This is a genomic window from Nocardia sp. NPDC102475, assembly GCF_055584605.1.
In genome coordinates this window covers 1-20065 of record NZ_JBVJLS010000037.1, presented here as the reverse complement: position 1 = coordinate 20065, position 20065 = coordinate 1, and the positions used below count along the sequence as shown (strand labels likewise).

Genomic DNA, 20065 nt, shown 5'->3' with positions numbered 1-20065 from the left:
GGGAACTCGCGATGCGAACCGGCGGACCGTTCACCTTTGTTGGCGATACGCTGGGCATTGTCGAAAGGGCTAGCGCATGATGCCCGCTACCGTGCGCATGTGGAGTGGATCGCGCGCCGCTGATGGTCGGCGATGATGCGCCGCGGACTCAACGTGACGTGAGCGTGCCCGCCGCGGTGGAGGTGAGTGCGTGGGTTCGTCGGCAGGGCCCGGTGCCAGTGGACACCGCGGCCTGGATCGTGGACCGAGGCCGGCAAGAGAGTTCCTGACGGCACGAGTTACCTCGTGGCGATTTCGGCGGCCTTACGCCGGGCGTCCTCAGCGGCGTGCATTTCGTTGGCGTACAGCAGGCCGAAGGTGAATCCGTTCTCGCCCGCTGCGGTGCCTGCGGTTGTCGCGGTGCGCCACAGGAATCGTGACGACACGATGCCGTCGTTGTAGTCGCCGAGCACTCTTTGAATCTTCTTGTAGTACTTGATGTTCGACTTCGCTTGCTTGCGCTTTCCCACGGGCTCGAGTAGTTCGGCGGCGTAGCGGGCTCGTTTGGCGGCCTTGCGGGCGCGGTGCAATGACGCGTGCCGTTGGTCGTGCAGGGCGGTCGCGAGCCGGTTATCGGCTTTGGCCGTGGCTTTGCGAGCCCGCTTCGCGAGTTCACGTTTGCGAAGTCGCCTGTCGAACGGCGGGTGTGATTGCCAGGCATGCAGGGTCGCGAGCAATTCCAGGTAGCGAGTCGAGTCCATGGCCTCGGTAAGTGTGTTTCGACTGGGCACCTGCCGGGCCAGGATCGTCGCATCAATGCGCGCGGCAACCGGGCCGAGGACGAGTTCGGGCGGCAGTTTGTGCACCTGGTCGGCCAGACGGCGATGTTGCACGTGGCAGTCGCGTACATCGCCGAGCAACCCTGCATACCACTTCAATTCGTCTTCGACAGCACCGATGGCGGAGCGGTCGAACAGCTTTTTGAACACGCGCAGGGTGCTGCGCAGGCGTCGCGTCGCGACACGGGTGTCGTGGATCGGTTCCTGGCCGCGGCGCAAAGCGACGTCACCGGCGAAGATCATGTCGATCTGCGCGGCCATGTATTCATAGATGGCGCGCTCCGCCGCAGTGCCCGGAACCGGCCCGGGCTGCGCGGGCAGCACGTGCGACAGCTTGGAGGGAAACTCCGACCTGCGTGCACCCGCCTCGGCGAGACTGTCCACCAGCGCCTCGGGTACAGCGTCGATCCGCGGGCCGAGTTCGACCTCGATCTCATGCCAGGCGACCGAGCTTCCGTCAGCCGGTGTCGTATCGACGATGTCGTCGTCGACTTCGACTATCAATTCGCCGTCCGGCCCGAGTACGCGGTGGCGATTGCGCAGCGTGTGAATCGTGGTGATCGCGTGCAATGGTTTACCCAGCGCCGCGCCGGTGACCAGCTCGACGAACTCGGGCGGCAGTTCCTCCGAGAGCGGAGCATGCAATTCGGTGCGACCGCTCGGATGGGGAACTTTCAACTGCCAACCGGATTCGTCGGCACCTTCCCGGCGGCGCAGGGTGAGATTGTGAGCGAGCAGATCTCGCTCGGCGGTATCGAAATAGGTGCTGGTCAATTCGACCGACGTCTTTTCGATACGACTGTCGGAGACGAGGTTGTCCAATGCCGGAAGAGAAAAGACCCCGTCGACCTCCCATTTGCTTTCACGTTCGAGTACTTCCTCCATAAGTTGGGCGTTCCCGGCCCACCGCACCTGAAACAGTCGGCGTCGCCCCCAAGGAGATCGATCTCGTCGCGTTTTCGGCCGGGCTCAACCGCGCTTGCCGCAGCGTCGGACCGTGGATGAAGGTTTCGATCTGGCGGCGCACGTCGGGCGAGCATCGCCTTCTGCTCGGGCTGCTTGTGGACCGTTACCGGTCATCGCCTGCGATCACGAAGTCGAATACGGCCTTGGCCGTCGCTGCCCTTCTATCGACTGCCACTCTCCGCCGACACGCCTGCCCGGTCGGCGACCGCGGCCACTATCGTCGACCGGAACCCGTCGCTTTCGGACAACTCCCGCGCGGCGACCACCATCGCGCGGCGCGGTGCTCAGGCACGCGTCGAACACCGATCACCGGTGATGGGCGGGGTCATATCGCGATCCTGGAGCTCGGCGGCGCGGGCGGTTCGGCTTCGCCGGTCCACGAAACCGGCTGCGGCAGTTGATCTTCGGCGTGCAAAACCGGAAAACATCGGTCGCGAATTCGGTGAGTCGGCGGAGTGCGGGTGCGATCCTGGCTCGGGGGCCGAGAGTGCGCCCCGCGGTGCCGGACTTCATCGGAGGAGCAGTCATGACCCATTCATTACCGGAGTCGACGGACAACGCGGCAACGGCTTCCGCTCAGCCGCCGAAACCCGCTGCGGGGCGGCTGATTCAGCACCAGCAACCGAAATCGAAGTTCAAGATTGTCGTCCGTGCCAAGCAGCCCGAGAAGGAGGCAAAGGCGGAGGTTCCGGCACAACCGCCGACAGCGTCGGTAGTACAACAACCCGCTGCCGCATCTACTTTCTCGCCTGCCGCCGAAAGGCATCTGAAGTGGTTGCACGACAGCGGCCGAGCGGTACTCGCGGGCGGGCTCACGGATCTGTGGCACTCCCATAAGGATTGGATGAGTTACACGAACACGCACGGCTGGCGGCATTACACCGAATTCGATGACCCTGACCGCCAGTACATCTGGCGCTTCAGTGCGACGCCGTACGAGGAGAAGATTTCGATCGGTGCCGATACGGGCCATCTCGGAAATCATCAAGATCATCGGCGCGCACAGCAGCGGGAACGAGAAGAAGAGCCCACACGTGCGAACTTCTTCGTTCTGCCGCAACGTCGGCGCACTTATCGGTACCGCCGCATCGGCGGGCGGCGACAAGAATGTCCTGAACATCATCAACAAGGCGCCGTATCTGCTCTGCATAGATATCGCCACCCTGCGCGACAAGGGCGTTTCCGCCATGCCCGCACTCGACCGCGGCATCAGCCTGTACGAGACGGAGTATGTGCTCGTCGCGACACCGGGCGAAGAACACTTCCTGGCCTGCCACCCGGTGGATCTCGATCCGGTGCTGTTCCGCAATCCGTTCAAGGGATGCATCGATTCGACCGGAAAGTTCGTGGGCTGTACGGTTTTGGACGGAACGCTCATCGGCGCCGATGTGCCGCTGACAATCAGGGCAACCGAATCGTTCGTCAAGACGGTCGTCGAGTCGCCGCTCGTCTTCGAGGACATCGTCACCGACTTCGCTGAAATTCCGCCCGCGGACCTCGAGAACATCCTGTGGTTCGCCGCCGCCGCGGCCGATGCGGCCAGCGGACAATCCGGCTCGGTCCAGACCAAGGACCCGCTCGGCGGACTTGCCAAGGCCGCGAAGATGATGACGACCTACAACGAAGATATCTACAAGCTTTACAAGAAGTCTTGATCGAACATCCGAATAGGTTGCGGGCCAGGCCATCAGAGCCACGGGCCCGCAACCTACAGTACGCATCGCGATCCGGTGCGGTGGCCGGGGAATGTCGGTATTCCGCATGTCGGTGTGACGGCGAGGGCATACTGTGCGAGCCAAAGCTGCACCGAGGAGAGACAAGACCCGAAGGGCCCGTCGTGACCAGTGCGATCGTCGCTCGTGTTGTCGAAACCGCCGAACCCCACGCCGAACTGCGCCAGACCCGCGCGGCGGTAGACGCATTGAAAATCCAACGCGCGCAGCTATCGACCGAGCACAGGTAAGCAGACGCGTCCGCCGCGAGCAGGCCACCTCCGGCCGGGCACGCGACTGGCTCGACGGCACCACACCCAGAGCCAGGCAGAAAGGCGCGACGCTCGGTGCGATCTGCGCCAGCCGTTCGCGAACCTGGATTGCCCACTGCCCAGCTGATATCGCTCGATTCATCATGGCGATCGCGGCGGCAACGAGTCCCGTCGGTCTCAGCCGTCTTCGCCAGCTGTTGCTCTTCGATGTCGGCGGCGACGAATTCCAGCCATTCTCAAGTCTTCTCAACTCGGAGGAACGGATGAACCCATGGACTGAGCGGCTCTCGGTCAACAGAGTCGCTGTCGTGTCCGCCTCTGTCCTGATTGCGGTGGCGGCGGTCGCGTCCTTCGCGTTCGCACACCATCTGGCACGGTTGGCCGGAACGCCGCCGACCATCGCGTGGCTGTGGCCGATCGTGTTGGGCCTCACGATCTTTCAGATCGCCTACTGCTACGTGATGGTCGGAACGTTGCCGTATCGGACCGGAATCATCCGGCTGTACTTCGGGGTTCTCCTGCTGAGCGGTGTCGCCGTCGGTGTCCTCGGAAATGCGTTCAACGCAACGGATCCCGGCGAGCTTTCGCTGGCCGCCAAAGCGATCATGGGTGCGGTTCCGCCGCTGTGCCTGCTGCTGATGGTCCTCAACACCTCGATCTTCTTGAGTGCAACCAAGCCGTGGCTGCACGGTGCGGACCATTTCCCCCGACGGACAGCAGCTGAAACGCCCGTCGTCGACGCGGCAGGACGTCTCCTGTCGTAGCCCATCCCGCCCTCGACTAGTTGCTCCGGGCAACTAATCTGGATATGGTAGCCCCGAGCAACTATCGACGGGGTCCGCGGTGACATCCACTCAGCGGGCAATCCGGTGTCGCGTGCACCAGCGCCACGAGAGAGTGAGGGCCTGCCTTGTCGCAGAATTTGCAGGACGCCGACCAGCAGAACGCCGCGCCGGACCTGAACAAGCACGCCGAGCCCGGCGCTCCGATGACACACCGTCAGATCATGGAAACGCTGACCGGACTGCTGACCGGCATGTTCGTTGCGATCCTGTCCTCGACCATCGTCGCGAACGCGCTGCCGACGATCATCTCCGATCTGCATGCGGGCCAGACCGCCTATAGCTGGGTGATCACCTCGACCCTGCTCGCGATGACGGTGACCACGCCGATTTGGGGAAAACTGTCGGATCTGGTCGACAAGAAACTTCTCGTGCAGATAAGCCTGGTCATCTTCGTCGTGGGCTCGATCATCGCGGGTCTGGCCGCCAATGTGGGAGAGCTGATCGCGGCGCGGACGATTCAAGGTGTCGGCGCAGGCGGCATGACGGCGCTGACTCAGACCATCATGGCGGTCATGATCTCGCCCCGCGAACGCGGTCGCTACGGCGGCTACATGAGCGGTCTCTTCGCCGTCGGCACCGTCGTCGGACCGCTGGTGGGCGGTGCCATCGTGGATACTTCCTGGCTGGGCTGGCGCTGGTGCTTCTTCATCGGCATCCCGGTCGCGGCGGTCGCATTGGTCGTACTCCAGAAGACGATGCACCTGCCGATGGTCAAACGGCAGACCTCGGTGGACTGGCTCGGAGCGCTGTTCGTGGCCGCCGCCACCTCGCTGCTGCTGATCTGGATCTCGTTCGCCGGCGACAAGTACGCCTGGCTGTCGTGGCAGACCGGCGTGATGATCGGTGGCGCAGTGGTTTTGGTCGCGCTGTTGCTGCTGACGGAGTCGAAGACGAGCGAGCCGATCATCCCGCTGTACCTGTTCGGCAATCGCACCATCGTGCTTGCCGTTGTGGGCTCCTTGGTCGCGGGTGTGGCCATGTACGCCGGCACCACCTTCCTCAGCCAGTACTTTCAACTTGCCCGGGATGCGTCACCGACCGAGGCAGGCCTGCTCACCCTGCCGATGATCTTCGGCTTGGCCATCGTGTCGATCGTGTCGGGGCGGCTGATCTCCCGGACCGGTCGCTGGAAGATCGTCCTGGTCGTCGGCAGTGTGCTCATGGTGGTCGGTGTCACCTCGCTGGGCACCGCCCGCGCCGACACTCCTTATGGGCTGCTGGCCGTCTACATGTTCTGTGTCGGCGCCGGAGTCGGCATGACCATGCAGAACTTGGTACTCGCCGTACAGAATCAAGTGCGCATCCACGAGATCGGCGCGGCCAGTGCGACCGTCGCGTTCATGCGATCTCTCGGCGGCGCGATCGGTGTTGCCGCACTGGGTGCGGTCATGGCGAACAGCATCACCCACTACACCGAAACGGGTTTGGCCCGGCTGGGAATCCCTGGCAGCGGCGTTCATTCGGGTAGCAGCCTGCCGAGCTTGTCCGCGCTGTCGGCCCCGGTCCGCTCGGTAGTGGAAGACGCCTATGGACACGGTGTCGCCGATGCCTTTCTCTGCACCGCGCCGCTGGCCGTCCTCGCGCTGGTCGCTGTGCTGTTCATCCGAGAGGTTCCGCTGCGCACCACAAATGCCCCGGATCCCGTAGTCGGAGCGGCCGGACCGCGGACCGAGGGTACAGTCGGCCACTCCTGAGTAACCCGTATGCTTCACGCGGCGCTGTGGAGGTGGGTAAGACGGTGAACGATACGATCGACGAGATCGAGGAACAGCTCATTGTGGCGCTGCGGCGCAGCCGCAGAACCTCGTTCGAGTCCGCGGAACGCGTCCATCCCGGTCTCGAGCCCGCCGCTTACGCCTTCCTGATGCGGCTCGACGCCATCGGCCCCAGCCGTCCAAGCGACCTGGCCGGCTACTTCCGCATCGGGAAAGCCACTACCGGACGCCAACTTTCGGCACTAGAGGAACTCGGACTGATCGACCGGCAACCCGATCCGGACGACGGTCGCGCCCAACTGCTCGCACTGACCGCGCTCGGCAAACAGCGGCTGGACGCGACCCGCGCCGCCCGCCGCCGAGTGCTGCACGAACGACTGTCGAGCTGGCCCGAATCCGACCTGGCCACACTCGCCGAACTCCTGCACCGCCTCAACGCCGAATTCGGCGACTGAGACCGTCACCCTCTTCGGTCCGCACCGCGGCGTGTCGCCGAGTGATGAGCCAGCCGACAGCGCCTGCGACCGGCAGCATGATTCCGCCGTAAACCCCTGCGGGCACACTTATTTCGGTGCTGTCGAGAACGCTGATGGCGATGGTGATGGCGATGGCGCTGTTGTGGATACCGATTTCCATCGAGCAGGCTATTGCCTGACGGATGTCGACGCCGAGCCATCGGGGGACGAAGTAGCCCACAGTCAAGCTCAGCAGGCAGAAGACAAAGGTGACCGCGCCGACGTCGAGGAGATATCCCGGCAGGTCGGCGGCACCACTGATCACGCTTGCGGCTATGACGAGTATCAGGGTCAGCGCCGAGCCGATGCGTACCGGCCGATTCATCCGGTCGGCGAAGTCGGTGGATACCCGTCGCACCAGCATGCCGACGATGACCGGGATCAAGATCATCGCGAACACTTGGATCACCTTGCCGAACTGCAGGCCCAGTCCGCTCGCACCGGCTTCGGGTTCGAAGTAGTCGATCGCGAAGTTCGTGATCAGGGGTGCGGTGACGACCGCGATGATCGAATTGACGGCCGTGAGGGACACATTGAGTGCGACATCGCCGCCGAACAGGTGACTGAGCAGGTTGGCCGTGGTACCGCCCGGCGATGACGCGAGCAGCAGCATGCCGACGGCAAGGGTTGGCGGTAGATCGAAGACCAGTACCAGACCGAACGCGGCTGACGGCAGCACGAGCAGCTGGCACACCAGTGCGATAGCGACCGTCCGGGGTTGGCGCGCGATGCGGGTGAAATCGTCGATGCTGAGCGAAAGTCCGAGGCCGAACATGATCACGGCCAAAGCCAGTGGCAGAGCCAGTGATACGAGCGGTGAGTTCACCGGTGTTCCTTCGTCGCATTGGAGTGGACGCCGAAACGGTATCCGGCTGGGCCGGTGCGGTGGTCTGGTCCTTCCGTTCAGCGAGAAGGACCGCTCAGGTGATGATGCGCAAGGGGTGTTCCAGGAGTTCGGTCAACTGCTGAAGGAACCGTGCGGCGGTTGCGCCGTCGATTGCGCGGTGGTCGGCGGAGAGGGTGACGCGCAGGATGCTGCGGGTGACGACCTGGGAGTCGTCGAGGCGTAGTTCGTCTTTGGCCGCGCCGACGGCGAGGATGGCGGATTCGGGTGGGTTGATGACGGCGGTGAATTGTTCGATGCCGAACATGCCGAGGTTGGAGATGGTGAAGGTGCCGCCGCTCATTTCGTCGGCGCGGAGTTTGCGGTCGCGGGCGCGTTCGGCTTTGTCGCGGGTTTCGGTGGCGATTTCGGAGACGCTCTTGCGGTCGGCGTCGCGGACGACGGGAACGAGGAGTCCGGCGGGGGTGGCGACGGCGATGCCGAGGTGAATTCCGCGGTGCCGCAGGAGTTTGTCGTCGGCGATGGACACGTTGACGGCCGGGTCGGTGCGCAGTGCGGTGGCGACCGCTTTGACGAGTAGATCGTTGACGCTGACCTTGGTTTTGCCTGCTTGTTCGAGGGTGCGGTTGATCTCGGCGCGGAAGGCGAGGAGGTCGGTAACGTCGATTGCGCTGGTCAAGTAGATGTGCGGGGCTTGCTGTTTGCTTTCGGTGAGGCGTTTGGCCGAGACCTGCTGGATGGTGCTGAGCGGGAGTTCGTCGTAGTCGCCTGAGACGGTCACGGGTGCTACCGGCGGTGCAGTGGGTGTGGATTCGATAGTGCGGTGAGCGGATTCGACATCATTGCGAGTGACCCTTCCGCCGGGGCCGGTGCCGGTTACGGTGGCGAGGTCGATGTCGAGTTCGCGGGCGATTTTGCGGGCCAGTGGTGAGGACTTCTTGTGAGTTCGGGTCTCTGTAGCCGCGGCAACAGTTCCCGATGCGTCGATCGGATTATTCTGTATACCAACACTTCCCGGCGCATCGGCCGCCCGGTCCGCAGCCGTATCACTCGATGCCACACCACTTGCGGCAGCAGCGGCGTTCGGTCCGGCAGAGCTGCCCGCCGCGGACCCGGTTCCGTCGCCGATCAACGCGATGGTGTTGCCGATCGGGACCCGCGAGCCCGGCTCGAACAGAATCTGCTCGAGAATGCCGTCCTCGTAGGCTTCGAGTTCCATCAGGGCTTTATCGGTTTCGATTTCGGCGAGGATATCGCCGCGGCTGACCTTGTCGCCGACCTGCTTGAGCCAGGCGACGACGACGCCTTCCTCCATGGTGTCGGACAGGCGGGGCATGATGATGTCGGGCATGTGAAGTCCTCTCAGCGGCGTCGGCCGACGGCCGCGAGTGTTTCCGTGGCGGCGGTGTAAAGGGATTCGGCGGACGGCAGCGCGATCTGTTCGAGAGTTTTGGCGTAGGGCAGTGGCACTTCCGCGGCGGCGACTCGCCGGACCGGTGCGTCGAGGTAGTCGAAGGCGCCGTCGGAGATGGAGGCGGCGATTTCCGCGCCGATGCCGTAGGTGAGCCAGTCGTCTTCGGCGACCACGGCGCAGCCGGTCTTGCGTACCGAGCTGACAATGGTGTCGCGGTCCAAGGGGCGCAGGCTGCGCAGGTCGATGACCTCGGCCGAGATCCCTTCGGTGGCCAGGCGTTCGGCGACCTGGGTGGCGATCGTCGCCATGCGCGAGTAGCCGATGAGGGTGATGTCGGTCCCGGGACGCGTAATCGCTGCCTTGCCGATCGGGACGGGCGGAAGATCCTCGGGCACTTCGCCTTTGGTGTTGTAGAGGGCGAGGTTCTCCAGGAACAGCACCGGGTCGTCGTCCTCGATCGCGGCGCGCAGCAGTGCCCGAGCGTCGGCCGGAGTGCTGGGGGCGACGACCTTCAGTCCGGGCACGAACGCGTAATACAGCTCGATGTTCTGCGAGTGGGTGGCGCCCAGTTGCTGGCCGCCGCCACCGGGAGTACGGATGACCATCGGCACGCTGGTCTGTCCGCCGAACATGCCGTAGATCTTGGCGGCGTGGTTGACGATCTGGTCCAGCGCCAGCAGGGAGAAGTTGATCGTCATGAGTTCCACGACCGGGCGTAGGCCGAGCATGGCCGCGCCGATGGCCGCGCCGACGAATCCCTCCTCGGCGATCGGGGTATCGCGGACCCGTTTCTCGCCGAATTCGGCGAGCAGTCCGGCGGTGATCTTGTAGGAGCCTTCGAAGATGCCGATCTCTTCCCCGATGAGCAGGACGTCGTCATCGCGACGCATCTCCTCGCGCAGGGTTTCGCGCAGCGCTTCGCGATAGGTCATGACAGGCACGGTGGTGTCCTCAGCGGTCGCGGGAAGTGTTTTCAGAACAGCGGATCGGCTGGCAGCCGTCGGGATTCACCGGCCACCGGGGTGGCGTAGGTGTAGTCGAACAGGCTCGCCGGCTCCGGGTGCGGACTGGCGTCGGCGAAGGCCACGGCGGCGTTGACTCCCTCGCGTACCTCGGCCTCGATGGCGGCGACGGTGTCCTCGTCGAGGAAACCGGCGACGATCAGCTCGCGCTGTAGCCGCGCGACCGGATCGGATTCACGCGCGGTCGAAACTGCTTCGGCGCTACGGTATTTCGCCGGGTCGACCACCGAATGCCCCTTGAGTCGGTGGCTGACGGCCTCGAGCAGAGCTGGCTTTCCCTCCCGGCGGGCGGCTTCCACCAGCTCGGTGGCGATATCCCGCACCGCGAGTACATCGGTCCCATCGACTCGTTCGCCGCGCATCCGGTATGCGCCTGCGCGCTTGTAGAGGTCGGGTTCGGCGGAGGACTGTTCGACTGTGGTGCCCATGCCGGTCTGGTTGTTGATCACCAGGAACACCACGGGCAGATGCCACAGCGCCGCGATATTCAGCGATTCGTGGAATGCTCCGATATTGGTTGTGCCATCACCCATTTGGCAGACCACCACATCGTCCCCGCCGCGGTAGTCGATCGCCAGTGCGGCGCCGACGGCCAATGGCAATTGGCCGCCCACGATCCCGTATCCACCGAGCAGTCGGGTCGCGGTGTCGAACATATGCATCGAGCCGCCCCAGCCCTTGGAGGTGCCGGTGGATCGGCCGTAGAGCTCGGCCATCACCCGGCCGGGCCCGATGCCTTTGGCGATCGCGTAGCCGTGTTCGCGGTAGTTGGTGAACAGGTAGTCGGTCGGGCGCATCGCCGCGGCGAGTCCGACGACGGTGGCTTCCTCGCCGAGGTTGAGATGGCAGTAGCCGCCGATCTTGGCCTGGGTATAGCCCTGCGCGGTGCGCTCTTCGAAGCGGCGCACGAACAGCATGTCGCGGAAGTAGCCACGCAGGGTGTCGGGATCGGTACCCGTGAATGCCTTGCGGGCCGCGGCCTTCGACGTGATTTTACGGGGTGCTGTGGTCGTGGTCACGGTGGCTCCTCAGCGTTTGCGTGGCGCGATGTGTACGGGCAGTCCGAGGCCGGCCAGCGCCGCCTCCATGCCGATCTCGCCGAGGGTCGGGTGGGCGTGGATGGTGTCGGCCAGCTCGTCGAGCGTCGCCTCGAGGGAAATCGCCAGTGCGCCTTCGATGATCAGGTCGCTGGCCGATGGCCCGATGATGTGCACACCGAGGATTTCCTGATGCTGTAGCCCGGCAACAATTTTCACGAATCCCTCGGTCTCGCCGAACGTTTTGGCTCGACCCAGGGCTGCGAACGGAAAGCGCGCGGTGATCACCTCGTGCCCGGCGGCGCGGGCGGCGGCTTCGGTGAGTCCGACGCTGGCGATCTCCGGATGGGTAAATGTGGCCGCGGGGATCACCGTGTAATCGATATGGGCCTGATGTCCTGCGATCACGTCGGCGGCGGTGAGGCCTTGATGGGAGGCGACGTGGGCGAGCAGCGCCCGACCGGTGACGTCGCCGATGGCGTACACATGCGCGGTACCGGTACGCAATTGCTCGTCGACGGTGATGAATCCACGGTCGTCGGTGGCGATTGCGGCAATGTCCAAGCCGAGGTCGGCGGTGTTGGGACGCCGGCCGACACCGACCAGCACCACGTCGGCATCGAGCTCGCATGCTCGCGGGCCGTCGACAGTGACGCGCAGTGCCTGATTCGACTCTTGTGCAATGGATTTCACTGTCGACCCGGTGAGCACCGAAATGCCGCGCTTGCCGAAGGAACGGCCGAGTGCGGTCCCGATATCGGTGTCCTCCGCGGGAACGAGCCGGTCCTGCATTTCGACGATCGTGACCTCGGCGCCGAAGGTGGCGAACAGGCTGGCCCATTCGGCGCCGACCGCGCTGCCGCCGATGATCACCAGCCGCTTCGGTACCTCGGTCAACCCGAAGGCGCCGTCGGAGGTGATCACGCCGGGCAGGTCGGCGCCGGGAATCGGCAGCCGAGCGGGCACCGAGCCGGTCGCGATGATCACATCGCGCGCACTGACCTGCCGGATCGGCGTGGTCGGGGCGGCGGCGTAGCGCGGTCCCTGCGGACCGACGGGTGAGGGACCCACCTCGTGCACCTCGACGGTGGTGGGATCGATGAACCGGGCATGGCCCTCGATGACCGTCACGCCGTTGGCCGCGAGCAAACCCGCGACCCCGTCGGTGAGTTCCTTGACGATGCCGTCCTTGCGCTGGCGCACAGCGGCGAAGTCGAAGCGCACATTGTCGGCATAGACACCGAAATCCGCTGCGGCGCTGACGGTCTGGAAAACCTCCGCCGATCGCAGCATGGCCTTGGTCGGAATGCAGCCCCAGTTCAGGCAGACCCCGCCGGGCCGTTCCTTCTCCACCAGGGCGACGGTCGAGCCGTGCTGGGCCGCCCGGATGGCGGCCACATAGCCGCCGGGGCCGCCACCGACCACCAATAGATCGAAGTCCGGCACTCGTGGTGCTCCTCGTCTCGAACGATTTCGACTCGGCACGGGTATGGCGCGAGTCATCATCGACGAGTCTCGTCACCACCCAGCGCACAGACAATCACTCCGAAGCCCAGGAAATCGGTCTCGAAAATGGGCGCTGAGCCCAATTTCGCGGATGCCTATCGGTACTCTGATTCGCCGAGTCGGAGCGCCGCGAGCGCGAGCGAAAGCTCCAGATAAGAGCGTTGTCCGTCGAGCGGACGACCGAGCAGGGTCGAGATGCGCTGCAACCGGTTGATCACGGTATTGCGGTGGCAATGCAGACGCGGTGCGGCATTGGCCGCCGAGCAGTTCTCCGCCAGCCACACCGCAAGGGTGTGCAGCAGCGAGTCACGCTCTTTGACCGGGAGCGCCAGCACCGGGCCCAGGGTTCGGGTGACCAGCAGTTCGGTCAGGTCGGGCGAGCGGACCAGCAGCGCTTCCGGATAACGCTCGTCCAAGGCGACCAATCCCGTTGCGTCCCAGGGCATTGTCTGCATCGCGACGAGAGCGAGCGCGTGCGCGGTATCGACATCCGCGAGTCCCGCGACAGCGGGGGAGACGCCGGCCAGTCCGCGTATCTGGGGACGCAGATGAGCCAGCACGGTAGCGCTGTCGTGACGGGCCAGCGACACCAGCCCGATCGTGGCATCCACCCGGTCATGCCATACCGACCGAATCCCCGACGCGCCCAACGCGGTTTCGGCACCTGCGCGCAGCGGCCGTCCCTCACCGCCACGGACCGCGACCACCAGATACGCACCCTGGGCGGGCAAGTTCAGCTCGCGCGCCACCCGCGCGGCAAACGTCGCATCGTGCGCGCGCCCGGCGAGCAGATCCTCGATCAGCGCATGCCTGCGGCGTTCATCGTGGCGCACCTGTTCGAGTTCGGCATTGCGATACGACGTGACCAACGCCGAGGACAACCCATCGATCACCGTCCACATCGCGGTACCCGCCTCGCGGACCTCCCGCGCGTCGATCGCCTCGGCCTTGCCCAGCAACGCCTCCCATACGATCCCGCCGCCGAGCCGGAACGTGCGCAACATCGCCTCCAACGGCACCGCTTGCGCAGCGCGATGCCTGCCGATCGCCGCGGCCACATCATCGTGTTCGGGATCGGTCGCCGCCCCACCCAGCAGATCCAAGATCCGGGTCAGATATTGCCGGCACCCTTCCCGCAACTCCTTGCGCGGCACCGAGGTGTAATCCGTCCACTCCGGGTTATCGGTGAAAATCGCCGACAGCAACCGCCGGGTCAGCACTGGAATCTCCGCCCGGCAGGCCGCGGCCAACTTCCGTGTACCCGCCGTGGCGACCGGATGCGGGGGTGTAGCCATACCAGTCGACGCTACTCAGTGCCGTTGCGACGTCGATATGCGACACCGTCCCAAGAGATTTCGAGGGGCAGGTGGTTGCACCGTCGGCCAGGCGTCGCAGGTAGGCGGCGGTCGCGTTCGTGCCAGGACGCGGTGAGTTGATCGAAGCATCGCCGTTGCCAATCGCGGGAGACGGCGAGCAAGTCTCGACCGTTGTCGGTGAGTTTCGGTACCACTCGTCGCCGGTCATGGGCGGAGTCGACGCGAGTGCGGTAACCAGCCGCGACGGCATCGCGGATCATGCGGCTGGCCCGGAGTGATACAGGCCGAGTTTGATCGGCGACGGGTCGAGACGGTGACTTCGTCGGAAGTCCGCGGCCCGGCCGTGAAGGCTTCGACCTGGATGTGCCTGGACCTGGCGCAGGTGGTCCGGGTTTCCACGGCATCTGTCAGGGCCTGGTTGATCCAGCGTCGTCAGCAGAAGCGAACCAACCGGAGCAACACTGGTCCACCATCGGCGGTCTCACGGTTTCGGGCAGCACTGACATCCATCTCGACCGCTTTTCGCCGGCCGCACCCATGGACCTATTCGGTAACCAGGAATACGCTGAAGTTTGCCAAAATTCTGCGCCCCGATGTGTCCCCACTCTGGGGCGTCGTGTCTCGGATGTCCGGGCTTCGCTGATGCGTTTGGGTGTCGAGGCGAGCAAGGAGTGAGCTGTGAAAGGTGGAGCAAGAATTGCCATAGGGGTGGGCATCGGTTACGTGCTGGGGCGCACGCGAAAGATGCGATTCGCGCTGGCGCTGGCAGGGGCGGCGATGTCGAGGCGGTCGACGGGAATGCCTGCGGAACTGCTGGAGCGGGGGACGTCGTTGCTCAAATCGTCGCAGGAGCTGACCCAGATCACCGATACCGTCAAGGGTGAGTTGGTGGGCGCTGTGCGCTCCGCCGCAGTCACCGCGGCCAGCAACCGCATCGACGCGCTCAACGCCCGGTTGCAGCAGCGTGCGATACCCGACGCGGAGGAGGACCGAGCCGAGTCGCAGGAGCCGGTTTCGGACGAGGACGAGTACGAGCGGCCCGAGGACGAGTTGGCCGAAGAAGAATCCGCTGAGGAAGAACCGGCCGAGGACGAAGGCGACGAAGACGAGTACGACGAGGACGACTCCGACCGAACCCGAGACGAGTACGACGAGGACTCCGAGCGGACCAGCGCGCGGCCGCGGGCACGCCGGACGCGTACAGCCACGCGTAGGACGGGCTCCCGGACCGCGGACCGTGCGCCCGGGTCCGCCGAGCGTAAGGCATCCTCGGCCCGCCGACGCCGTAGTCGCGTCGATACCGATGAAGCCGACGAAGCGCCTGTGCGACGCACGAGGAGATGAGGCCGATGGCGGCCAAGACACTGCGTGATGCGACGAGCGGAGTCGGCAAGAAGGCCGCCGCCTCCGCGGGCCGGGCCACAAAAGCCGCGACCGGGGCCGGATCGACCATTCAGAGGAAGACCCAAAAAGCGGTCCCGACCGGCCCGCTGCAGCAATCGGTGCAGAATCTCACCGCGACCCTGGCCGAACGTGCGGCTTCCGGGCTCTCGGGGAAGGTATCGAAGGCCGCCGACCGGCTGAATCAATACGCTGAAGACGGTGGGGGAAATCTACTTTCGGCGATAACGGGAGTGGAAAAACTCAGCCAAGGCGCCTCGCCGCTGCGAGCGACGATGAGTGCGGGCATGGAGAAGCTGAAGCACTCCGTCCGCGACAACTTCGAATCGGTCAAGGAGTCCGTGACCGGGGGCAAGGGCAAGGGTGGCGGCAACAAGCGCAAACCGACCAATATCGTCGAGCAACTCGATCTCGGCGTTCCGATCGACCTCGCCTACGACCAGTGGACCCAGTTCGCGGACTTTCCGAAGTTCACCAAGAAGATCGAGCAGGTCGAGCAGGAGTCCGACGAGAAACTCACCTGGACCGGCAAGGTGTTCTGGTCCAGGCGGACTTGGAAATCCACGATCCTCGAACAGGTGCCCTTCGAGCGGATCGTCTGGCGTTCCTCAGGTGCCAAGGGCTACATCGACGGCGCGGTGAGCTTCCATGAGATCACACCGGATCTGACCCGCATCCTCGTAGTGCTCGAGTACCAACCCAACGGCGTCTTCGAGAAGACAGCCAATCTGTGGCGCGCGGCCGGTCGCCGATGCCGCCTGGAACTGAAGCAATTCGAGCGGCATGTCATGACCGAGGCTGTGCTGCACCCCGACGACATCGTGGGCTGGCACGGCGAGATCCACGACAGCAAGGTCGTCAAGGACGACGAGACCGCGCGGCGCGAGGAACAGGAGAACGCCGAGGCCGAAACTGCGGACGAGGAAGATCGAGACGCCGAGGCCGAAACTGCGGACGACGAAAACCGAGACGAAGAGGAACGCAAAGAGGAGTCCGACGAGTACGACGAGGCCGAGCAAGACGAGAACGAGCAAGACGAGGACGAGCAGACCACGCCCCCGCCGCTCCGCCGTCGATCGGGTTCGCAGCGCCGCACCACGGCGGCCCGCCGGTCGAGCGAGAGGAGAGCACGAACATGACCATCGAACCCGCGGGCGGTGGCGGAGCCGGCACGATGGCGCGCCCGAATTCCTCCAGCCTTGCCGACGTTGTGGACACGATTCTGGACAAAGGTCTGGTTATCGATGCGTTCGCGCGCGTGTCGTTGGTCGGCATCGAACTGGTGACGATCGACGCCCGAGTCGTGGTGGCCAGCGTCGACACGTATCTGCGCTTCGCGGAGGCCGTCAACCGGCTCGAAATTTCCACCAGTGAACCCAAGGGCTTGACCGATATCGTCGGCGACGTCACCGAAGGCGCGAGCAAACACAAGACGAAGGGTGCGCTCGAGGCGGCGGGCGAGAAAGTCAAAAGCTTCCTCGACGACGTCGAGGACAAGCGCCAGACAGCACCCCGGTCTTCGCGGCGCAGGGAGGAATGATGGCTACCGCCCACGCCGTGTACGTCTACGGCATCGTGCCCGCCGATGTGGAGCCGCAGCCGCATGCCAGTGGTATCGGCGACCCCCCGAGCGATGTCGCGGTGGTGCGGCACGGCGAGATCGCCGCGCTGGTCAGTGACATCGCCACCGATCACCCGCTCGGCGAGCCCGATGACCTTGCCGCGCACGCCAAGCTGCTGGACGATTCGGCGGCCGTGGTTCCGGTGCTGCCGCTGCGCTTCGGAGCGGTGATGACCGATGAGGAGGCGGTGGAGAACGAGTTGCTCGGCGAACACGAGGACGAGTTCCGCGCCGCGCTGGCGGAACTGGAGGGTCGTGCGCAGTTCGTGATCAAGGGACGCTACGTCGAGAACGCCGTCCTGCGTGAACTCGTCGACGAGAACGCCGAAGTCGCCCGGCTACGTGAGGAGATCCACGACAAACCCGAAGACGCCACCCGCGATGCCCGAATCGCACTGGGTGAAATGATCAATCAGGCAATCGAAGCCAAACGCGCCGAGGACACCCGCAGGGTGATTTCCGAACTCGAGGATTTCGATCCGCTCGTCAACCAGCGCCAGCCCACCCATGAGGAGGACGCGGTCCACGTCGCGGTTCTGCTCGACAGCAGTCGGCAAGGCGATCTGGAGGATGTGTTGCGCCGGCTCGCCGCGGACTGGGAGGACCGCGTCGAACTGACTCTGCTCGGACCGATGGCGGCCTACGACTTCGTGATGAAGCAGGCACCCGAAAGCTGACCATGGGTCTGCTGTCATCGATCTTGTCGTTGCCCCTCGCTCCGGTGCGCGGCGTGATCTGGCTGGGCGAACTGATCCAGGACCAGGTAGAGCAACAGGTTCAAAGTCCCGCGGCAGTGCGGCGCGAACTCGAGGAGATCGATGCGGCGGCCGCAGCCGGTCGCCTGTCCGAAGAAGAGCGCAAGCAAGCGCAGAAGGCTGTTCTCGATCGCACGCTCCGGCCCGCGGGCGGCACGACTGCGACCAACCGGAAGGAGTGACTCACGTGGCACGCATGACCACTCCCGAAAACCCCGAGGATGTCGACTCGGTGTCGGACGAACCGCCTCCCATCACCGCGGCGCAGGCCTCGGCCGCGGCAATCGAGATCCTCGTGGAACTGACCTCGAAGCACGTGGAGGGAGTCACCTCCATGGAGCCGATCGAGGACGGATGGCTGGTCGAGATGGAAGTGCTCGAGGATCGCCGTATCCCGTCGTCGGGAGACATGCTGGCGCTATACGAGCTCGAGCTCGACCTGGACGGAAATCTACTGGCCTACCGCAGAACCAGGCGCTACTACCGCGGCAGCACCGATATCGGCGGAAGAAATCGACGATGACGGTGGTCGGAGGCGAGTCGTCGGCACCGCAGCCGTACGGTGGCGGACATCAGTCGACGAATCTCGCCGACATCCTCGAACGGGTGCTCGACAAGGGTTTGGTGATCGCGGGCGACATCCAGGTGAATCTGCTCGACATCGAACTGCTCACGATCAAGCTGCGGCTGGTCATCGCGTCCTTGGAGACGGCGAAGGCGGTCGGCATCGACTGGTGGGAGACCGACCCCTGGCTCAACAGCAAGGCCCGCACGCTCGAGCGGCAGGATCACGACCTCGAACTGGAGAACCGGGAACTACGCGACCGAATCGCCGAACTCGAGGCCGCGGGCAAGCGCCACCAATCCATCGAACGCCGCCGTGAACCCGAGGAATCGAGAGAGCGTGACTGACGAGGTCGGCGTCTGGTTGTACGCGGTGACTCGCGCCACCGACGCCGCGTCGGGGCTGGGCTCGATCACCGGTGTGGCGGGCGAGCGGGTACGCACGGTGGTCTGCGATGGGCTGGCGGCGTTCGTGGGATCGGTGCCCCTCGCAGTATTCGGGGAGCAGCCCCTACACCGGAACTTGGAGGATCTGGACTGGCTCGCGGCGACCGCCCGCGCGCACGACGCCGTCGTGTCGGCCTTGGTGCGCCGCGGCCCGACCGTCCCGCTACGTCTGGCCACGGTTTTTCTCGACGACGAGCGGGTACGCGAGCTGCTCGATACGAGGCGTACGGACTTCATCGCAGCGCTGACGCTGGTGACCGGCCGCACCGAGTGGGGCGTGAAAGCCTATACCGACCGTGCTGCCCTCACCGCCGCAGTGGCCGATGCCAGGGCCGCGAGTGCCGGGAGCGAAAAGGGCTCGGGCACGGCCTATCTGGCTCGTCGTCGCGCGGAACTGTCCGCACAGGAAACTGTGGAACGCGACGCGGCAGAGCGGGCCGAGGCGGTACATGCGCGCTTGGTTCGCCAGTCCGCCGCGGGCCGTCGTCAAGCGGCGACGGATCCGGCGCTGAGCGGCCGCCGTGACTGGATGGTGCTCAACGGCACCTATCTGGTCGATGACGACCATGCCGGTGACTTCGCCGCGGCCGTGGACGAACTCGGCAAGGAATTGCCCGGCATCCGGTTCGAAATCACCGGTCCGTGGCCGCCGTATTCGTTCGCCGGCGTGGACCAGGAGCCGATATGAAACCCGCGGAACAGAGCGTCGACGGCGAGCGCCGGGTCGCGCTCGTCGACCTGCTGGACCGAGTGCTGGCCGACGGGGTAATCATCACCGGCGACATCAGGCTGGCCATCGCGGACGTAGACCTGGTCGCGATCTCGTTGCGAGCCCTCGTCTCATCCATCAGTACGCTGTCTGCCTTCTCGGTCGAACCCGCGGCGGCTCACCCTGAACTGGAACCGCCCCGCGATGACTGAAATCAGTGGCATTCCACCGCGTATCGATACCAACCCTGAATCCGTCGAGCGTGGGCTCGTCACGCTCGTGCTCACATTGGTGGAATTGCTGCGGCAGCTGATGGAACGGCAGGCCCTGCGGCGCGTGGACGACGGCGAGCTGACCGAAACCCAGATCGAACGCATCGGCACCACCCTGATGCTGCTCGAACAACGCATGGACGAACTGCGTGACCATTTCGGCCTCACCCCAGAAGATCTCAACATCGACCTGGGTCCCTTGGGAAAGCTTCTTCCCGACTAGGCCGTGTTTAAGAAGTAGCCGGTGCCAAGCCAGATGTTGATGGCTGCGATGTGGACAGTGGCCAGGTAGCGGACGGCGAGTTTGTCGTATC

Annotated in this window: 21 protein-coding genes; 14 read left to right on the top strand and 7 right to left on the bottom strand. The window is 64.9% G+C overall.

The features are described from left to right. Positions 1–278: 278 nt before the first annotated feature. Complete coding sequence (locus ACZ60G_RS40520) at positions 279–1703, bottom strand: CYTH and CHAD domain-containing protein (RefSeq protein ID WP_465817271.1); 1425 nt, start codon at positions 1701–1703, stop codon at positions 279–281. Between the two features lie 1037 nt (positions 1704–2740). Here ACZ60G_RS40520 and ACZ60G_RS40515 point away from each other — a divergent pair. The 4 genes from ACZ60G_RS40515 to ACZ60G_RS40500 all read left to right on the top strand — a co-directional run bounded on the left by ACZ60G_RS40515 (position 2741) and on the right by ACZ60G_RS40500 (position 6783). Further along, the gene (locus ACZ60G_RS40515) at positions 2741–3439 is read left to right on the top strand and encodes a hypothetical protein (protein WP_465817270.1); all 699 of its coding nucleotides are present in this window, start codon (positions 2741–2743) and stop codon (positions 3437–3439) included. A gap of 472 nt (positions 3440–3911) precedes the next feature. Then, on the top strand, positions 3912–4532 hold the full coding sequence (locus ACZ60G_RS40510; RefSeq protein ID WP_465817269.1) for a hypothetical protein: 621 nt from the start codon (positions 3912–3914) through the stop codon (positions 4530–4532). Positions 4533–4678: 146 nt separating this feature from the next. After that, complete coding sequence (locus ACZ60G_RS40505; protein WP_465817268.1) at positions 4679–6307, top strand: MDR family MFS transporter; 1629 nt, start codon at positions 4679–4681, stop codon at positions 6305–6307. Between the two features lie 44 nt (positions 6308–6351). After that, positions 6352–6783: a MarR family winged helix-turn-helix transcriptional regulator gene (locus tag ACZ60G_RS40500; protein ID WP_465817267.1), complete on the top strand. Its 432-nt coding sequence runs from the start codon at positions 6352–6354 to the stop codon at positions 6781–6783. Here the strand turns inward: ACZ60G_RS40500 and ACZ60G_RS40495 are convergent. The 6 genes from ACZ60G_RS40495 to ACZ60G_RS40470 all read right to left on the bottom strand — a co-directional run bounded on the left by ACZ60G_RS40495 (position 6761) and on the right by ACZ60G_RS40470 (position 13961). Then, the gene (locus ACZ60G_RS40495) at positions 6761–7669 is read right to left on the bottom strand and encodes a bile acid:sodium symporter family protein (RefSeq protein WP_465817266.1); all 909 of its coding nucleotides are present in this window, start codon (positions 7667–7669) and stop codon (positions 6761–6763) included. The genes ACZ60G_RS40500 and ACZ60G_RS40495 overlap by 23 nt on opposite strands. A gap of 94 nt (positions 7670–7763) precedes the next feature. Beyond that, positions 7764–9038, bottom strand: a complete 1275-nt coding sequence (locus tag ACZ60G_RS40490) for a dihydrolipoamide acetyltransferase family protein (RefSeq protein ID WP_465817265.1) — start codon at positions 9036–9038, stop codon at positions 7764–7766. 11 nt (positions 9039–9049) lie between these two features. Next, positions 9050–10033, bottom strand: a complete 984-nt coding sequence (locus ACZ60G_RS40485; RefSeq protein WP_465817264.1) for an alpha-ketoacid dehydrogenase subunit beta — start codon at positions 10031–10033, stop codon at positions 9050–9052. A 41-nt stretch (positions 10034–10074) separates the two neighbouring features. Further along, complete coding sequence (gene pdhA / locus ACZ60G_RS40480) at positions 10075–11142, bottom strand: pyruvate dehydrogenase (acetyl-transferring) E1 component subunit alpha (protein ID WP_465817263.1); 1068 nt, start codon at positions 11140–11142, stop codon at positions 10075–10077. Between the two features lie 9 nt (positions 11143–11151). Further along, positions 11152–12606, bottom strand: a complete 1455-nt coding sequence (gene lpdA, locus ACZ60G_RS40475) for a dihydrolipoyl dehydrogenase (protein WP_465817262.1) — start codon at positions 12604–12606, stop codon at positions 11152–11154. Between the two features lie 155 nt (positions 12607–12761). Continuing rightward, complete coding sequence (locus tag ACZ60G_RS40470) at positions 12762–13961, bottom strand: PucR family transcriptional regulator (RefSeq protein WP_465817261.1); 1200 nt, start codon at positions 13959–13961, stop codon at positions 12762–12764. A gap of 699 nt (positions 13962–14660) precedes the next feature. Between ACZ60G_RS40470 and ACZ60G_RS40465 the strand changes: the two genes are divergently transcribed. Genes ACZ60G_RS40465 through ACZ60G_RS40420 form a run of 10 tightly spaced genes read left to right on the top strand, consistent with a single transcriptional unit; the run spans position 14661 to position 19974 of the window. Next, on the top strand, positions 14661–15326 hold the full coding sequence (locus ACZ60G_RS40465) for a hypothetical protein (RefSeq protein ID WP_465817260.1): 666 nt from the start codon (positions 14661–14663) through the stop codon (positions 15324–15326). A gap of 5 nt (positions 15327–15331) precedes the next feature. After that, on the top strand, positions 15332–16522 hold the full coding sequence (locus ACZ60G_RS40460; RefSeq protein ID WP_465817259.1) for an SRPBCC family protein: 1191 nt from the start codon (positions 15332–15334) through the stop codon (positions 16520–16522). Next, on the top strand, positions 16519–16923 hold the full coding sequence (gvpJ, locus tag ACZ60G_RS40455; protein WP_465817258.1) for a gas vesicle protein GvpJ: 405 nt from the start codon (positions 16519–16521) through the stop codon (positions 16921–16923). Before ACZ60G_RS40460 ends, gvpJ (ACZ60G_RS40455) begins: the two co-directional genes overlap by 4 nt. Beyond that, on the top strand, positions 16923–17681 hold the full coding sequence (locus ACZ60G_RS40450; RefSeq protein WP_465817257.1) for a GvpL/GvpF family gas vesicle protein: 759 nt from the start codon (positions 16923–16925) through the stop codon (positions 17679–17681). The genes gvpJ (ACZ60G_RS40455) and ACZ60G_RS40450 overlap by 1 nt, the downstream gene beginning before the upstream one ends. A gap of 2 nt (positions 17682–17683) precedes the next feature. Continuing rightward, positions 17684–17941 (top strand): gas vesicle protein GvpG, encoded by a 258-nt coding sequence (locus tag ACZ60G_RS40445; protein WP_465817256.1) that lies wholly within the window; start codon positions 17684–17686, stop codon positions 17939–17941. A gap of 14 nt (positions 17942–17955) precedes the next feature. Then, positions 17956–18282, top strand: coding sequence for a gas vesicle protein GvpO (gvpO, locus tag ACZ60G_RS40440; protein ID WP_465817305.1), 327 nt, complete (start codon positions 17956–17958; stop codon positions 18280–18282). Continuing rightward, complete coding sequence (gene gvpJ / locus ACZ60G_RS40435; RefSeq protein ID WP_465817255.1) at positions 18279–18671, top strand: gas vesicle protein GvpJ; 393 nt, start codon at positions 18279–18281, stop codon at positions 18669–18671. The genes gvpO and gvpJ (ACZ60G_RS40435) overlap by 4 nt, the downstream gene beginning before the upstream one ends. Continuing rightward, the gene (locus ACZ60G_RS40430; RefSeq protein WP_465817254.1) at positions 18664–19458 is read left to right on the top strand and encodes a GvpL/GvpF family gas vesicle protein; all 795 of its coding nucleotides are present in this window, start codon (positions 18664–18666) and stop codon (positions 19456–19458) included. Before gvpJ (ACZ60G_RS40435) ends, ACZ60G_RS40430 begins: the two co-directional genes overlap by 8 nt. Continuing rightward, positions 19455–19691, top strand: coding sequence for a gas vesicle protein (locus tag ACZ60G_RS40425; protein ID WP_465817253.1), 237 nt, complete (start codon positions 19455–19457; stop codon positions 19689–19691). The genes ACZ60G_RS40430 and ACZ60G_RS40425 overlap by 4 nt, the downstream gene beginning before the upstream one ends. Beyond that, complete coding sequence (locus ACZ60G_RS40420; protein ID WP_465817252.1) at positions 19684–19974, top strand: gas vesicle protein K; 291 nt, start codon at positions 19684–19686, stop codon at positions 19972–19974. Before ACZ60G_RS40425 ends, ACZ60G_RS40420 begins: the two co-directional genes overlap by 8 nt. The last annotated feature ends 91 nt before the right edge of the window (positions 19975–20065 follow it).

Excerpts from the sequence above, each read along its gene's own strand:
- ACZ60G_RS40520 (WP_465817271.1), bottom strand. The coding sequence starts at position 1,703 with ATGGAGGAAGTACTCGAACGTGAAAGCAAATGGGAGGTCGACGGGGTC.
- ACZ60G_RS40510 (WP_465817269.1), top strand. The coding sequence starts at position 3,912 with ATGGCGATCGCGGCGGCAACGAGTCCCGTCGGTCTCAGCCGTCTTCGC.
- ACZ60G_RS40490 (WP_465817265.1), bottom strand. The coding sequence starts at position 9,038 with ATGCCCGACATCATCATGCCCCGCCTGTCCGACACCATGGAGGAAGGC.
- ACZ60G_RS40485 (WP_465817264.1), bottom strand. The coding sequence starts at position 10,033 with ATGACCTATCGCGAAGCGCTGCGCGAAACCCTGCGCGAGGAGATGCGT.
- ACZ60G_RS40470 (WP_465817261.1), bottom strand. The coding sequence starts at position 13,961 with ATGGCTACACCCCCGCATCCGGTCGCCACGGCGGGTACACGGAAGTTG.
- ACZ60G_RS40460 (WP_465817259.1), top strand. The coding sequence starts at position 15,332 with ATGGCGGCCAAGACACTGCGTGATGCGACGAGCGGAGTCGGCAAGAAG.
- gvpJ (WP_465817258.1), top strand. The coding sequence starts at position 16,519 with ATGACCATCGAACCCGCGGGCGGTGGCGGAGCCGGCACGATGGCGCGC.
- ACZ60G_RS40450 (WP_465817257.1), top strand. The coding sequence starts at position 16,923 with ATGGCTACCGCCCACGCCGTGTACGTCTACGGCATCGTGCCCGCCGAT.
- ACZ60G_RS40445 (WP_465817256.1), top strand. The coding sequence starts at position 17,684 with ATGGGTCTGCTGTCATCGATCTTGTCGTTGCCCCTCGCTCCGGTGCGC.
- gvpO (WP_465817305.1), top strand. The coding sequence starts at position 17,956 with ATGACCACTCCCGAAAACCCCGAGGATGTCGACTCGGTGTCGGACGAA.
- gvpJ (WP_465817255.1), top strand. The coding sequence starts at position 18,279 with ATGACGGTGGTCGGAGGCGAGTCGTCGGCACCGCAGCCGTACGGTGGC.
- ACZ60G_RS40425 (WP_465817253.1), top strand. The coding sequence starts at position 19,455 with ATGAAACCCGCGGAACAGAGCGTCGACGGCGAGCGCCGGGTCGCGCTC.
- ACZ60G_RS40420 (WP_465817252.1), top strand. The coding sequence starts at position 19,684 with ATGACTGAAATCAGTGGCATTCCACCGCGTATCGATACCAACCCTGAA.